This is a genomic window from Moorena sp. SIO3I6 (genome assembly GCF_010672095.1).
Window position 1 is genome coordinate 1 of sequence record NZ_JAAHHU010000067.1, and the last position, 15,829, is coordinate 15,829.

Annotated in this window: 14 protein-coding genes; 12 read left to right on the forward strand and 2 right to left on the reverse strand. The window is 44.0% G+C overall.

Annotated features, from left to right (window positions below):
* Positions 1–430 precede the first annotated feature (430 nt).
* On the reverse strand, positions 431–3,034 hold the full coding sequence (locus F6K49_RS19495; protein ID WP_293099295.1) for a UvrD-helicase domain-containing protein: 2,604 nt from the start codon (positions 3,032–3,034) through the stop codon (positions 431–433).
* Positions 3,035–3,244: 210 nt separating this feature from the next.
* Between F6K49_RS19495 and F6K49_RS19500 the strand changes: the two genes are divergently transcribed.
* From F6K49_RS19500 to dcm, 9 genes are all read left to right on the forward strand, one after another.
* Positions 3,245–3,754 carry a hypothetical protein gene (locus F6K49_RS19500; protein ID WP_293071269.1) on the forward strand — a complete coding sequence of 170 codons (510 nt, stop codon included), beginning with the start codon at positions 3,245–3,247 and terminating at the stop codon, positions 3,752–3,754.
* A gap of 504 nt (positions 3,755–4,258) precedes the next feature.
* Positions 4,259–4,459, forward strand: a complete 201-nt coding sequence (locus tag F6K49_RS19505; RefSeq protein ID WP_293021822.1) for a type II toxin-antitoxin system HicB family antitoxin — start codon at positions 4,259–4,261, stop codon at positions 4,457–4,459.
* On the forward strand, positions 4,456–4,668 hold the full coding sequence (locus F6K49_RS19510) for a type II toxin-antitoxin system HicA family toxin (RefSeq protein WP_293021820.1): 213 nt from the start codon (positions 4,456–4,458) through the stop codon (positions 4,666–4,668). The genes F6K49_RS19505 and F6K49_RS19510 overlap by 4 nt, the downstream gene beginning before the upstream one ends.
* Before the next feature lie 80 nt (positions 4,669–4,748).
* Positions 4,749–5,024, forward strand: coding sequence for a hypothetical protein (locus F6K49_RS19515; protein WP_293071267.1), 276 nt, complete (start codon positions 4,749–4,751; stop codon positions 5,022–5,024).
* A gap of 98 nt (positions 5,025–5,122) precedes the next feature.
* Positions 5,123–5,404 carry a DUF4258 domain-containing protein gene (locus F6K49_RS19520; RefSeq protein ID WP_293021816.1) on the forward strand — a complete coding sequence of 94 codons (282 nt, stop codon included), beginning with the start codon at positions 5,123–5,125 and terminating at the stop codon, positions 5,402–5,404.
* Positions 5,394–5,642 (forward strand): type II toxin-antitoxin system MqsA family antitoxin, encoded by a 249-nt coding sequence (locus F6K49_RS19525; protein WP_293021814.1) that lies wholly within the window; start codon positions 5,394–5,396, stop codon positions 5,640–5,642. Before F6K49_RS19520 ends, F6K49_RS19525 begins: the two co-directional genes overlap by 11 nt.
* Positions 5,643–5,686: 44 nt before the next feature.
* Complete coding sequence (locus F6K49_RS19530; RefSeq protein ID WP_293021812.1) at positions 5,687–5,890, forward strand: SDR family NAD(P)-dependent oxidoreductase; 204 nt, start codon at positions 5,687–5,689, stop codon at positions 5,888–5,890.
* A 203-nt stretch (positions 5,891–6,093) separates the two neighbouring features.
* A complete protein-coding gene (locus tag F6K49_RS19535; RefSeq protein WP_293099300.1) occupies positions 6,094–6,837 on the forward strand; it encodes a hypothetical protein in 744 nt (247 codons plus the stop codon).
* Between the two features lies 1 nt (position 6,838).
* Positions 6,839–7,963 (forward strand): DNA (cytosine-5-)-methyltransferase, encoded by a 1,125-nt coding sequence (gene dcm / locus F6K49_RS19540; protein WP_293099303.1) that lies wholly within the window; start codon positions 6,839–6,841, stop codon positions 7,961–7,963.
* Positions 7,964–8,370: 407 nt separating this feature from the next.
* Here the strand turns inward: dcm and F6K49_RS19545 are convergent, their stop codons facing one another.
* Positions 8,371–8,523, reverse strand: a complete 153-nt coding sequence (locus F6K49_RS19545) for a hypothetical protein (protein ID WP_293099306.1) — start codon at positions 8,521–8,523, stop codon at positions 8,371–8,373.
* 20 nt (positions 8,524–8,543) lie between these two features.
* Between F6K49_RS19545 and F6K49_RS19550 the strand changes: the two genes are divergently transcribed.
* The 3 genes from F6K49_RS19550 to cobN all read left to right on the forward strand — a co-directional run bounded on the left by F6K49_RS19550 (position 8,544) and on the right by cobN (position 15,482).
* Complete coding sequence (locus F6K49_RS19550; protein ID WP_293099310.1) at positions 8,544–9,260, forward strand: hypothetical protein; 717 nt, start codon at positions 8,544–8,546, stop codon at positions 9,258–9,260.
* 148 nt (positions 9,261–9,408) lie between these two features.
* The gene (locus F6K49_RS19555) at positions 9,409–10,944 is read left to right on the forward strand and encodes a hypothetical protein (protein ID WP_293099314.1); all 1,536 of its coding nucleotides are present in this window, start codon (positions 9,409–9,411) and stop codon (positions 10,942–10,944) included.
* A gap of 65 nt (positions 10,945–11,009) precedes the next feature.
* A complete protein-coding gene (gene cobN / locus F6K49_RS19560; RefSeq protein WP_293099317.1) occupies positions 11,010–15,482 on the forward strand; it encodes a cobaltochelatase subunit CobN in 4,473 nt (1,490 codons plus the stop codon).
* The last annotated feature ends 347 nt before the right edge of the window (positions 15,483–15,829 follow it).

Genomic DNA, 15,829 nt, shown 5'->3' on the forward strand with positions numbered 1-15,829 from the left:
ATATAGCAGTCGCCAGGGCAGGCGCGGACATGACAAAAGTCTCAAACCTAAGTAAGCGCAAGAGTTTGACTTCTGACTTCTGACTTCTGACTTCTGACTTCTGACTTCTGACTTCTGACTTCTGACTTCTGACTTCTGACTTCTGACTTCTGACTTCTGACTTCTGACTTCTGACTTCTGACTTCTGACTTCTGACTTCTGACTTCTGACTTCTGACTTCTGCTATATCTTGTAGATTAATTATCTAAATCATAGAATTAAAAGCTTATAAAATCTAGTTTTATTAATGGGTTAATGGTTAATTTAAAAATTGTCATTGTTCTTCAATTAACCATTAACCATTATATTTGCATAACTATCAGGTAAACAGGATTGTTTTCCTACTCCCTGCTCCCTGCTCCCTGCTCCCTAAAAACCCATAAATTTGTACCTAATTGAATTGCCAACCGCTGTAATCATTAACCATTAAAGAATTTGGAAACTGAGCTTTCAATGCTGGCAATACTGGACAGGGTTTCTTCTGCTGCAAGTTATCTCCTTTACCACTAAAGGTATTCCACCGAAATGGTCCCAAATCGGCGGCGGCCATCCACAGCAATCGTTTAGCTCGGGTCATGGCTACATAGAGTAAGCGGAATTCTTCAGCAGTCTTAAGCTGTGCGGCTTGTTCCCAAGCCTCGGGTGCCATGGGTAAGGGTTTACCGTGAAGGTAGGCACGAATTTGAGCTCTGGCTACTTCTGCTAGGGTAAATTCTCCCAAAAACTGAGCAGCAGTAGGTACCCACGGATTACCTGGAAGGGTGTCTTCATGGAGAAAGGGCAAGAAAACATAGTCCCAGTCTAATCCTTTGGCTTTGTGCATGGTGATTACAGTCAGTTGATGGGAACGCAGATAAGGGGATTCTGTATTGTCTGGGTCTACAGGTTCAAAACGTTCTGAGCTAACGATTTCCTGAAGTACTGTTAGAGTTTCACTGATAGAACTGTTGCCAAAGGTCTGTTTTGCTATCCGTTCGGCTAATTTATCTGCTGTGGCTAGCTCGGATTGGTCATAGTTTAAGGTCTGAGCTAGGAAGGAAATTAGGTGATAATTGGGCAGTTCTAGACGAGCACGTAGTAAATCACAGCAGTAGCGGCGAGCTTTGATAACTGCTTTGGTCTGGGGTGGGTCCAATGGACCAGGATAGAGGAATTGTTCGGGATAGGTCGATAAAGCATTGAGGTCTTGGGTGGGAATTAACTGACGTTTTACCAAGACATCTAGGGCAGCTTTTAGGTAATCCGGAGAATGGGGACGGTCGAGAAATTGCAGCAGTGTTAGGATTTGACTGGGAACGTGGGATTCGCGATCGCGTTTTTGGACATCATACACTTCAATCCCATGCTGGCGTTTGAGATACTCCAGTTGTTCCACCACAAAGGTCCCTTGTCGATTCTCCCGCACTAACACAGCAGCGTTATGGTTTTGGTTTTTGGCAAATAGCTCTACTACTCGCTTTCCAATCAGCTCGACGGTGTGGTAGATGTCCTTAGGAGTGTAGAGTTCTAAACCTCTCCCTTCTGGATTTGGGTTGGCATCCGGTTGAGGGTCATTGGCATCTACTCGACGAATGGTTTGAGGACGAAAGGGTAGCTCGGTGGATGGTTGGGTTTGGGGGATAGAGTCTGGCTGTGGTACTGTTTCGGTAGAGTTTTTGCTGCCATAGGTGCTATTGACCCAATTCACGATAAAGTTGGCAGCATCGATAATAACCTGGCTACTGCGACCCGCTTGATCCATTGTGGCTAAACGTCCTATTCCCTGACATTTTTGGCAAAACCAATTGAAATAAATCGGGTCAGCTGGGGTAAAGGTAGAGTTAATGGCTTGATTGGGGTCTCCAACTCGGATCAGATTTAGGGTATGGTGTGGGGTTGTTCGCGTAGCGTGGCCAATAGGCCAAGGTTGGTTTGGTTGGGAGGTTGAAGGTTGGGAGGTTGAAGGTTGGGAGGTTGAAGGTTGGGAGGTTGAAGGTTGGGAGGTTGAAGGTTGGGAGGTTGAAGGTTGGGAGGTTGAAGGTTGGGAGGTTGAAGGTTGGGAGGTTGTTCGCGTAGCGTGGCCAATAGGCCAAGGTTCAAGGTTTGGTTCGGAACTAGCTGGGAATGTGGCTAGGGTTTGCAAGAGTCGGTATTGTAACGGTGTGGAATCCTGGGCTTCGTCTTCAAAGACGGCAAAAAATTGATTTTGCCAGAGCTGACGGATGGCATCGTTTTGTAGGACTCTCAGCGCGGCTAGAATCATGTCATCGTAGTCGATAAACTCACGCGATCGCACTATGGTTTGATACTGTTGATACAGTCCTGCTGCGATCGCTAATATCCCATATTCATCGGTTGTCTGTTCACTGAGGTGCCACAAATCTGCTGGTAATAACCCAGAACTTTTGGCTTCATGGATAACAGTGTAGGCCAGGTTAGGTAACACTTCCGTTCGCAATACGGATTGTCTGCGCAACCGTTCTGTTTCTTCTCCATCAAAGCTTCGACCTTCGAGCAAGGTAAGATACCGGCGTGGATAATTAGCAATCCACTGTTCCACACAAGCACGGATTAAGCGATGACTTTGATTTGGAGTTACTAGAGTACTACTGTCTAGATTAAGTCCCGATAATTCTGGATGACGGTTAGCAATGTAGAGGGCTAAACCATGTAAGGTATAGACTACAAAACTATTTTGTGGGACCTTAAGGGTTTTTAGGTCATCGCGGATTTTAGCTCGAATACTGGCAGCCGCAGAGCGAGTGAAGGTGACTACCAGCAATTGATATCTGCTATGGAGTTGGTAATTTGCGATCGCAATTGCTGCAGCTTTTGCCATGCCAGTAGATTTCCCAGCACCAGGGACAGCAGAAACCGCTAAGGTTCCCCCTTGCCAGTCGGCCATTGGTTGTTGTCCCCGTCTTAAACTATTGCGGAGTCGTTGTAGTTCTTGGGCACGCCAAGCGGCGAGGGGGGTTTGCTGTGAGCCTGACTTGGTATCTGTATCCTCTGACATGTTGAGATTTGCTGCAAGTGACTATTTTTTGGTATTGTAATTAGCCCAGGTTGCAAATCGCTATCGCTTTTGGTTAAGCTGGTTGGTCATTCAACCATTAGACCTCGCGAGTAGGGACAGATTTTCACAGGGAACTCAGATCCTAGAGTAGCTTAATCATTCTTCATAAATTCGTAAAATGATCACTAATTACGCAAAAATGAGCCAAAAATGGGCTTATTATGCGTTTTTATCCATAAAACATGCCAAAACTACATTGGCAGTTTTAGTTCTGCTGAGGATATTTTAGGAACGGAAACTCTCAAAGACTTCTTTCGCTTTTCTCATTTTAAGGAGGAGATTATGAAGCGAGTTGCGATGTTTTTCATGTCCTTGATGGCTGCACTGGTACTCATTGCTACCCCAGCTTATGCAGTGACTATTCAAACAGGGATGATTAACCTGAATTCCTCAGGCCCAGCTGAAACAACAAATGGTGACACAAGCACATTCACAGAAGTGTTCTTCCCAACCCCATTTCCGGAAGGCTCAGATGTGATCGTGATTCCAATGGTTCAAACCTTTAATGGAGCAGATACCCCTGGTGTCAGGATCGCAGATGTAACCACGGAGAGCTTTAAGTTCAGAATGAACGAATTAGTTCGGGGTGGTCCAAGGCAGGCCCTCTCAGATGGTCCACATACAACTGAAACCATAGGTTGGATCGCTATCGGTGAGTAATCGCTCTTAGGGGTTTTTTCTGACCCCTGTCGCCTGTGCCCCATGGATGGGGCACAGGCGATTTAAGTATTTGGTTCGGAGTTCCCTGAAGACTAAGCAAACTAGAAAAAATCCTTTGGGATGATCAGCGAATAACTATCAAAATTAGGTCTACCAGCTTCCAAGCTATAATCACTATAGACGCTGATCTTGAAAAGAGGTCAAAGGAATGGTGGAACGGCCGCCCCGCTATAGCAAAGAAGAATTCGCCCAACGAGGCAATCATATTGGCATTGCTGAGGGGCGGAATGAATATGAGTGGGGTGGGCATCCTGCCTGGGAATATTGATAACCGTCAAGATGCCGGTTCCACGCCTGATGCCGTTAAGCTGTATCAGCCTTATTTCAACTTTCACTGGTCACAAGCCTTAGGATAGTTCACTGGCGTTAACCGCTCCAACCCAAGATTCCGAAAGATGACTCTATACTCAAAGTGTAGAGTTCTAGTGGATCACAGGATCAGCAATGAAGATTAAAGTAGTTATTTGGCAAGAGCATGGGGTATGGTGTGGCTCAGTTCCAGCACTACCTGGATGTCATACATGGGGTGAAAGCTATGAACACCTTATAGAAATGCTTGAAGAAGCTGTCCAGGGTTGGATTGAGGTGGCGAGCGAAAGGGAAGAGTTTGAGCCTGATAAGCAGTTAGTTGAACTATCCCTATGAAGTCTATATCTGGCAAGGCTCTCTGCAAAATTGTTGAGAAGCGAGGATGGGTTCTCAAACGAATCAATAGTAGTCATCACATTTATAGCAAGAAGGGTGTTCAAGCTATTCTCTCTATCCCTGTTCATGGCAACCGAGATTTACCGACTGGAATTTTAAGTAAGCTCATGAGGGATGCTAATCTCAGGGAAGAAGACTTGGGTAAGTAAAGTTGTGTTTACTATTGGTCTAGCAGGTTCCGATCTATAATCACCATAGACGCTGATCTTCTTGAAAAGAGGTCAAAGGAATGGTGGAACGGCAGCCCCGCTATAGCAAAGAAGAATTCGCCCAACGAGGCAATTATATTTATGAGATTCAAGTACGTCCTTTGCTTGAAGAAGGCAATTATGGAAAAATCGTAGCGATCGACATTGAAACGGGAGCTTTTGAACTTGCCGATACTCCGATCGCGGCCACTGATCAACTCTATGAGCGATACCCTGATGCCCAACCTTGGGTAATTCGGATCGGACATCGTGCAGTTTATCGTTTTGGTTCTCGGAGCTTGAAGAAATTGGTATGATGCAAGGCTTTGTTAACCAAAATTGTGAAGCGGTTTATTGCTATTATCAGTTCAACCTAAAATGTACCCTTTAAGGGGTAACTCTGAGAACCGTAAGAGTGTTTGCAGCTATCCTAGAAAAAATCCAGGACAAAATTCTTCGACAACAGTATGTGATGACGATCCATGCTGATGAAGAAATGGATGACGACAATCTGATGCTGGCGGATGTTGAGCAGGCCATTCTCACTGGTGAAATTATCGAGCGTCAGAAGGATAGAGCTACCGCAGAGTACAAATACCGGATTCAAGGATATTCAACTGATGGCGATCCTGTGGAAGTAATTGTTAAGCTAGGCTCATCTGGCAAGGTTATAATCATCACAGTCTATGCACTCTGAAATTGAAGAATTTACTGTTTGCGATGTTTGTGGTTTTGCTGAAGCCAGAACTCGCTATGGATCTCGAGCCTATGGGAAAGGAAAAGATCTACTGGTGATTGAAAATGTACCTATGGTTAGCTGCCCTAGTTGCGGTACGAGTTACTTAACATCATTGACTCTTAAAGAGATTGACCGTATTAAGCGCGATCGCAAGACAGTAGCAGTAACAAAATCTGTGAAGGTTGCTAGTTTCTAAGTTTAATATTAACGAGTCCACTAAACACAGGGAACTTCAATATCATGGCAGATGGTAAATCCAAAGTCGCACTGATTACCGGCGCATCATCGGGTATGGGCAAAGAAATGGCCAAATCTCTGCTGAAGGATGGTCTGACCGTAGTAGTGGCGGCACGTAGTGTTGAGAAAATGGCTGACCTTAGAGAGTTGGGTGCTCACCCACTCCGTTGGACATCACCGATGAGGCCAGTATCCAGGCTGCGGTGAATGAAATTCTAGACACTTATGGCAAGGTCTCGCCCCGCTGACCTTAACCGTTAGACTTTGCTGAGTATCAGTAGATGGTCTTGCAGAAGTGTTAACATTGACTTTGTCTTTTAGATGTGCTTCCATTGTCAAGCACCAAATGCACTACAGTTGCGTTTACCTAAAGGTGAGAGTGATCGCAACATTGGGCTAGACAAATCATTATGGATCAAATCATAGCAAAGGTTTTCTTAGAATGCGTTCGCGCAATCGATGCCAGCGAGTTGATAAGTCGCGTTTCTTCCACGGACAAAGAGTTTAGCTTTCAAAATTGGTTTGCTGTTCGTCTTGAAAGGCTTTCCTTGAACTTCGATGAACCTTCAAGAAATGCTTATCCAGACTTCAGGCTTGTTGATTTCCCCCTTGGCTTCGAGATAAAAGGATTAGGATTTCCAGGCAGGGAAGCAAACTATGACTGCAATAGTCAAGTGCCCTCAGGTCTGCATAATGGGAGGACAATTTACTATGTGTTTGGACGATACCCAGCAAAAACCAAGGAAAAGAACTATCCAGTCTATGATCTTGTCATGTGTCATGGCAATTTCTTAAATGCAGACCATTCTTATATCCATAAAAATAAGAATCTTAAAGGTTTCGGTAGCTATGGAGACATTATGATTCGTGACCGAAAAATGTATGTTGCACCTACACCATTTGCCCTTACGGATGGCACAGAACGCCAAGTTACTCTGATTGCTCCAACTGGCTTTAAATGTGGTATAGATTTAAAACACTCGGGTACTATCACACGTATAGAGACTCCAAGGCTGATCAGGGGTTATTACTTTGATATGATTGAACATACGCTTACACCTTCCTATATAGATAATCCAAACGCAGGAAAGAAACACACATTTGAAGTTTTTCGTGCAGCAAAATCTTTAGGACCAACAGTCACTCTTCGTTGATATGGAACTTTCATTCACAAGTCTTTTTTCTGGTGCAGGTGGCTTAGATCTCGGCTTTGAAATGGCTGGTTTTAAACATCTATACTCCACAGATATTGATAGATGGAGCGTTAAAACACTCCGTAAGAATCGACCTGAATGGGATGTTGAAGAAGCTGATATTCGAGAAGTATCAGAAAGAGATTTACCTGATAGTGATGTAATTTTAGCAGGCGTTCCATGTCAGGGCTTTTCACTGGGCGGGAATCGAAAGGAAAATGACGAGAGGAATTTTCTGTTTCAAGAAGTTGTCCGAATGGCAAAGATCAAGAAGCCTCGCTTTATCGTAATTGAGAATGTTCTCAATCTCAGGACAATGAAAGAACCCAAAAGTGGAAAGCCTTTTGTTGACGTAATTTCAGAGCATTTCAAGAGTCTTGGATACTACATAAAATATAATGTATTCAGAGTATCTGGTTTTGGAGTGCCTCAAACGAGAAGAAGATTTATTTTTATTGCCAGCTTCGACCGATTTCCCTCAGCTTTTCACTGGCCCACGCCAGAGCCAGATACACCAGCATCAGCCTATTTAGCTGATCTGGCTGCCAATCCATTCATTTCCCTTCCTAATCATTGTCCTGAATGGGGCTTCAAAAGCCGTGTTCATGAGGAGACTGGAAAGGAATTTGATCCTACTGAGACCCCTGTACCATGTAGATTCTCTCGAACTGGATCTGACGGACATCCAATAAGATCTTTGGATGCCCCATTTCCTGCTATTGATACTGGAACTATTTGGGGGTGGGCTCAGGGAAATGTGGTGGCAGAAAGAAAGGAAAAAGATCGCGTCAATGGGCAATTTGTAAGGAATCCAAATATTAACTTAAAGCTATGGCGTATCAGTGCAAGCCGTCTGCGACGCTTTACTAATCGTGAATATGCCCGACTTCAAACTTTCCCAGACTCATGGGTATTTCATGGAGGAAATAAACGTCATGTCCACCAGCAGATTGGCAACGCTGTTCCTGTACAATTTGCCTATCGAGTTGCCTGTTTTCTTCAAGCAGTTTACCAAGCACAGTGTTTAGGCCAACCAATGAATTTATTTACTAATAATACGGTATTACAACTGGAATTAAATTTATAACTCAATAATTCGGTATGATCATGCCGATTGGTAGGTTGCTTTGAAGGACAAATCCCAAAAATACCTAGGCCATCCCTAGCGGTTTTAACAGGGTGACAATGGGCATGTAGAAGCTGGAGATTATTATAGGAATTCCCAGTTAGGCTCCCAGTTACCACCTTTTTACCCCGCTTTACAACTATTCGCTACTGTAGCAGTAATCCTGTCACCCCAGTATCAGGGTAGAGTAAACTTTACTATCACCGTTATTCAGTTGTAAAAAGTCCGAGACCTTGCCATCCGTCCCTGAGCCGATATAGACTCATTTAGGATGAACGAGTCGCACACAAGCGCTTGCACTGAACCCTCCATGCTTGATTGCCCTCATGCACTTTTTTAAGACTTGGCCGCGTCAGTGAAGCCTACCGTTAGGCTTTTGCTTCCTTAACAAAGGCTTCCAGTTGGGCTTGGGGGGCAATCGTTCCTGGCAAGATTAATTTAAGTTTAAGGCTCAAGTGACAATAGTGTTCAGGCAAATCCGTATAAAGCCAACAGGTATATTTACTCAGTGAACTTGACAAACTATCGAGTTAAAATCTAAATGAAATCATTCAACCTAACTGAGCTTGCCAATAAATACCAATCGGATAAAGGAACTGAGTATTTCGATAAACATGGCTACACGCTCATATATGAAACGTTGTTTTGGCCCCTCAAATCAAAACCTATCACCTTCTTAGAAATTGGCTTATGTATTGGTGGTCCCGAGTTCGGTGATCACTTGTTAAGTCGAATCCCCACTGACATGCCATCAATTCGCATGTGGACAGACTATTTTGATAATGGGCATGTTTATGGTTTTGATATTAATGATTTTAGTCATTTAGAATCAGAAGTTAGAAACTTTAAATTTGTCAAGGGTGATTTAAGTGACCAAAATGATATTACCAATTTGGTGAAGGTGACAGCTCAGCTTGAAGGCAAGCAAAATTTAGTTGTTTACGATGTGATATTGGATGACGCATCACACGCTTCTTTTCATCAACAACAAGCTTTTGCTCTGTTATTTCCTTCCTTGAAACAAAATGGTATTTACATTATTGAGGACTTACATTGGCAAAGTCCAAGTTACGAAGATAAACTTCCAGATGTGCCTAAAACTATCGAATTATTGGTGCAATTGGAAAATCTTAATAATGGCTATGGGGTGTTATCAAATAACTATTTATTCCGAAATGAAATTATGAATTTTATTGATGATATTAAATCAATAAAATTTTATTGTGATCAAAAGCTAGCTATTATTACTAAAACTTAACCAAACAATATAGCAGTTGAAGTAAAGCTTAAGACATCTTATGCTCCCTGCTCCGAAGTCCCTGCTCCCTGCTCCCTAAAACCCAGACATTTGTACCTCACAAGTCGTAGAATTGCTATAATTTTTAAAAGATAAGGAGAATTATTTTTTGCAATACAGCAAGCTGGAATTTAAGTTTTTGCCTGAACATCTAAGAAATGGTCAGGTTATTGATATCCCATATATAGTAAAACGTCTAGATGCTGCCAACGAAGCTCTTAAAACAAAACCATTGGGATATACACTTCAGTCCTTAACTGAATTTAGCCCTGTTGTTAAGGAAAGAAAGCGTTTGCGTGAGACGAATTTTAATGCAAGTCATGATGATCGTGAAAAACTTGATATTCAGTTGAATAATGCCTTCTACTTTAATTCAGAAAATGTAGACTTGGGCGATCCAGATGCTCAATCTATTGTAGAAGCAGCGCGTGATTTCCTTTATCCTAGCGATCGCAATCGACTTTGGTTGCTGCCTGCCTTTGTTGAAAGGGAAACTATTGCTCATGTTGCTACTTACCATCAGCGTTTACTGCCCAGGGGCCGCGTTATCGTTGTTAGTCCCGATCAGAAAACATTGACAGCAGCTGCACCTCATTGTGATGTTGTTATCGATCAGTGCCAGGTTTTGGAACAGATTAATATCAATGCATTACGAGAAGAGGGGTTTTTACCAAAGCATAGAAATGTTCGCTTGAGTGGAAAAGGAACGACACTTTTAGCTGGATTCATTTGGGCTATGGCTCATGGATTAATTAATGATAAAACCTATATTGGCCATACTGATACTGATGAAATCAACTTAGATTTTTATGGACCTTATTATCAGACAGATTCAAAAGAAAGACTTCATGTTATTCCATATAGACCTGCCGAGTACATGGCAGCAGCAGCGGCATACATGCCAAGCTCTCATCAAATCTCTGTTGTTCAACCTGCCAAAGCAGGTGTGCGAAGAAAAGGGGAAGTCTGCTTGCCAGCATGGATGATGATGGCTAATACGACAATTGGAGATGCCAAAATGAGGCAGATGGGCTTGGAGCTTTGTCGCGTTGCATGGCCATCTCCTGGAGAAGCAATTGTTTGGGCACCTGTGTATCGAGATATGCCATGGCAGGGAACAACGGGGTTTGATTTGGATCGGTATGCAAAGGCGTTTTATATTGAGATGGGATTTAGTGGGCTTGGAAGTAACGAGAATTATGCATTTGTACAGGTAGGAATTCCTGCTCCCAAAATTGAGAGCTACGGTGTCTCAGAAGTAGATGATATCGGACAAGCTATATGGGCAACAAGTATTTATTCAACACAAGAGCAGTTTTACTATCACCAGTTAATGAAAGAAGGCTCAGCCGAATTCGCTCCGGGATATTCTGATGATCTGATTAAAGCATTTAATGAACAGTTTGCTGGTGTAGAACTGCGTGTACCATTCACATGTCCTCCTGAGATTTTACAGGATGATTCTGGAAAACTCTATATTGTCTCTGAGGATTCTAATCCAAATAGAGCAATGTATTGTGCTGGTCCATTCTATTATCCATCACCAACAAGAATGTTGGAAATGGGAGTTATCAATTTAGATAAAGTCAGGGAGGTACCGAATCTGAGCACAAGTGCGAACAAGTTGCCTGGTAGTTTGGGTTGAGCCTTGCCATCTATCCCAGAGTCCATATAGACTCATCTAGAATGGTTAGAGCCGAACACTAAACTATGCATCGCATCGCCGCTACTCCGGGAGGATGGAACCCTGAAGCTGAAGGGGTTATCTTCATCGAACAAACCCCAGCACCGATTATTTTCCTCACTGCTGCTGACACCGATATCCAAACCCTAGCCGCATCAGTATCCCAACTTCCCCCAGATTTCCCAGCTATCCGAGTCGCTAACTTGTTGCAGTTGCAGCAACAACTAACCATTGATACCTATGCTGAGGATATTTTAGCCAAAGCACGGATTATCATTATCAGATTATTGGGTGGACGCTCCTACTGGTCCTATGGCTTAGAAGTGGTGAAAGAAACAGTAGAACAAACTGGCGCTACATTATTGGTTTTACCAGGAGATGACCGACCAGATCCTACCTTAACTAGTCACTCCACAGAAACTATTCCGATAGTGAATCAATTATGGCGCTACTTTACAGAAGGCGGTGTTGAGAATTTCACTAATGCTCTGAAATTTGTGGCAGATGTATGCCTGGAGCAAACCAATAATCCACCACCACCCAAACCTGTGCCTCGGGTTGGGGTTTATCCATGGCAATCGGGGATAAAGGTTAACAGCTTTAAGGTTAGCAGGTTGAAGGTTAGCAGGTTGAAGGTTAGCAGGTTGAAGGTTAACAGGTTGAAGGTTAACAGGTTGAAGGTTAGCAGGTTGGTTGAAAAGTTGAAGGTTAGCAGGTTGAAGGTTGTTCGCGTTCGCGCAGCGTCGGCTTTGCCGAAAGCGTGGCCTATTGGCCAAGGTTGGGAGGATAACCAGGAACCAAATAACCTACCCGAAGGCAACACCAAGGGCGAACAACCTACCCTACTCGAAGGCCAAAGGCAAACAACCAAACAACCTTCAACCAAAACAAACCTTCAACCTTCAACCAAAACCAACCTTCAACCTTCAACCAAAACAAACCTTCAACCTTCAACCAAACAACCTTCAACCAACATAAACCTTCAACCTTCAACCAAACAACCTTCAACCAAAACAAACCTTGGCCTATTGGCCACGCTTCGCGAACAACCTGCTAACCTTGAAGCTACTGGCAATCTTAAAGTAGGGATTTTGTTCTACCGTGCCCATTACTTAGCGGGAAATACAGCACCGATTGATGGGTTATGTCAGGCTTTGGTAGAACGGGGCTTGGAACCTGTGCCAGTATTTGTCTCTTCTTTACGGGATCTAGAAGTACAACGGGAATTGTTAGGCTATTTCCAAACTCCCGATAGCTCTAGTAGTGCGATTGAGCTTTGCTCACGCTACGCGATCGCAGTGTTGCTGAATACGACTAGTTTCTCGGTGGCTAAGTTGGATGCTGAGGTACATCAGTTGGAGTTGTGGGAACGGCTGGATGTGCCTGTGTTGCAGGTTATTTTAAGTAGTGGCACGGTGGAACAGTGGGAGTCTGGGTTTCAGGGATTGATGCCCAGGGATACTGCTATGAATGTGGCGTTGCCAGAGGTGGATGGGCGAATTATTAGCCGTGCCATTTCCTTTAAGTCGGCGCAACGGTGGAATCCTGCTCTGGAAACGGATGTGGTGGTTTATGAACCGGTATGCGATCGCATTCAGTTCGTAGCAGATTTAGCCATGAATTGGCTACGGTTACGAGAAACCCTACCGAATCAGAGAAAGGTTGCTCTGATTTTAGCGAATTACCCCAATCGAGATGGCAGGCTGGCCAATGGCGTAGGATTAGATACCCCGGCCAGTTGTGTAGAGATTTTAAAAGGGTTACGGGATGCTGGGTATTGGGTTGAGAAGATTCCGGAAACTGGGGATGAGTTGATTGAGTGGTTGACCGCTGGGGTGACCAATGATCCGGAAGGATGGCAGTTACGTTTGGTACGACAAGAGTTGAGTTGGCAGGAGTATTGGGACTATTTTCAAGGGTTACCGATAGGGGTTCAAAAGGGAATCCGTGAGCGTTGGGGAGAGTTTGATGTTACAGCAAGTTTCGCCCCCCTAGCCCCCCAACTTTGGGGGGAAATTGAGTTAAAGTCCCCCAGAATTGGGGGATTTAGGGGGCTTGCAGCTAAAGGTAGTGAGGTCAATCCATCTGAAAACGGCTGTAACGGTAAAGACAGCAACGATGGCAAGGGAGAGATAACCGAGATTTCAGGATTTCCCATTTCAGGGATTCAGTTGGGAAATGTGTTTGTAGGGATTCAACCGTCTCGGGGTTATGATCTTGACCCAGCTTTGAATTATCATGCTCCCGATTTGGAACCCACTGATGGGTATTTGGCATTTTATTATTGGTTGCGGAAGTGTTTTGGTGCCCAAGCAATTGTTCATGTGGGCAAGCATGGGAATTTGGAGTGGTTACCGGGTAAGAGTTTGGCCTTGTCAGAGTGCTGTTATCCAGAAGTAGCCTTAGCAGCCATGCCTCATTTGTATCCATTTATTGTCAATGATCCGGGGGAGGGTGCTCAAGCAAAGCGTCGCGCTCAAGGGGTGATTATTGATCATTTAACCCCTCCCATGACTCGTGCTGAACTTTATGGTCCTCTGCAACAGTTGGAGGGATTGGTTGATGAGTATTATGAAGCGCAGAGTTTGGATTTATCTCGGTTGCCAATTATTCGCGATCGCATTGTTAGACTTATCCTTGATGAGCATTTACACGAAGATTTGGGGATTGAAGTAGACGACATCGAAGCTGGAGAATCGGAAATTACTAATCAAATTGATGCTTATCTTTGTGAGTTGAAAGAAGCTCAAATTCGAGATGGATTACATGTATTTAGTCAATGTCCTAAAGGACGTCAGTTGCGGGATTTAATAGTAGCAATTGCTCGTCATCCAGGAAAGAATCGTATCGGCTTAACTCGTGCTTTAGCTCAGGATTTAGGTTGGGGTTTTGACCCCCTAACGGAAGAGTTTTCAGTGGTTAAGGAGATAGCAAAAAGCAGTATAGAAAGGGAACAGGGAACAGAGAATAAGGAACAGGGAACAGAGGAATGCTATAGTGGTAAATATACTGTTGGTGATTTGGTTGAAGTATTAGAAGAAGAAGCGTCTAAATTAGTAGAACAAATCATCACTAATTATCCATTAGCGATTACTGATGATCGATTACCGATTACTAAAACAACAAAACAAGAATTAGATTGGATACGCGATCGCCTGTTACCAGCACTGCAACAAACTAATCAGGAACTCACCCAATTGTTAAGGGGATTAGAGGGGAGATATGTACCGAGTGGGCCATCTGGTGCGCCGACTAGAGGACGACCGGACGTTCTGCCCACAGGTCGCAATTTTTACTCTGTTGATATCCGTGCCATACCCACAGAAACAGCTTGGGATGTAGGCAGAAAGGCAGCTGAAGTGCTAGTGGAGCGCTATACCCAGGAAAATGGTGAGTATCCCAAAACCCTAGGGATTTCGGTATGGGGCACATCTACCATGCGTACCGGGGGAGATGATATTTCTGAAGCTCTGGCGTTGTTGGGAGTGCGACCGATTTGGGATGGGTCCTCACGGCGGGTGGTAGACTTTGAAATATTGCCAGTGTCTGTGTTACAACGTCCTCGGGTGGATGTGACCCTGCGCATCTCTGGCTTCTTTAGAGATAGTTTCCCCAATTTAATCGACCTATTTCACAATGCAGTAGTTGCTGTGGCAAGCCTGGATGAATCACCATCAGACAATCCTCTAGCAGCCCAGGTGAAACAGGAAACAGACTATTGGTTACAGGTAGGGTTGAGTCAGTCCCAAGCCCAAATGCGATCGCACTACCGCATCTTTGGCTCAAAACCAGGAGCCTATGGTGCCGGGTTACAGGGTTTGATTGAATCTCAAAACTGGCAAGATGAGCAGGATTTAGCTCGCGCTTACATTAACTGGAGTAGTTACGCCTACAGCTCATCTTCCCCCAAGGGAGCCCCAGAAGCCTTTGAGCAGCGTCTGAAACAGATGCAAATTGTATTACACAATCAGGATAATCGGGAACATGATTTACTCGATTCAGATGATTATTACCAGTTTCAGGGGGGGTTAACCGTAGCGGTGCGGGGGTTAACTGGCAAAAATCCTCAAACCTACTTTGGTGATAATTCTATCCCTGAAAAGCCCAAAGTTCGACAGCTAAAGGAAGAGATTGCCCGAGTGTACCGTTCTCGTGTGGTGAATCCTAAGTGGATTGAGGGAGTGATGCGCCATGGTTACAAGGGAGCATTTGAAATGGCAGCAACGGTAGATTATTTGTTTGCCTATGATGCTACCGCTAATTGTGTCGCAGACCATATGTATCAAGGAGTAGCTCAGGGGTATTTATTTGACCCAGACGTCCAAGAGTTTGTCCAACAAAAGAATCCATGGGCATTGCGAGATATGGCAGAACGGTTACTGGAAGCTAATCAGCGGGGATTGTGGCAGTCAGTTGCACCAGAGACCTTAGAGAAATTGAGAGCGATCGCATTACAAGCAGAAGCAGTGATTGAAGGAGAAAATTTTGGAATTATATAGCTAGGGAACAGGGAATAGGGAATAGGGAATAGAAATATGTTTTAACCTTTACTTCGACTGCTATAGCATTTCTATTCTAATGAGGTACATAAATTTTTTTACCACTTCCGACTTTCAACTTCCGACTTCCCTCTTATGAATTGATTGCTCCTTTCGCGTAGCCTGGCCTACGGCCTCAGTCCCTGCTCCCTGCTCCCTAAAATACAAAAAAATTTGTACCTCACCTAATTAAAAATCGCTATATAGCGTTTATGCCAGTTATGAGGTATAGTCTTCTTTGACGTTGATTCCCTGTTAGGTGCGCTTGACCTATTAAGAATTAAATTCGCCACGGGTCGCACCTCTTG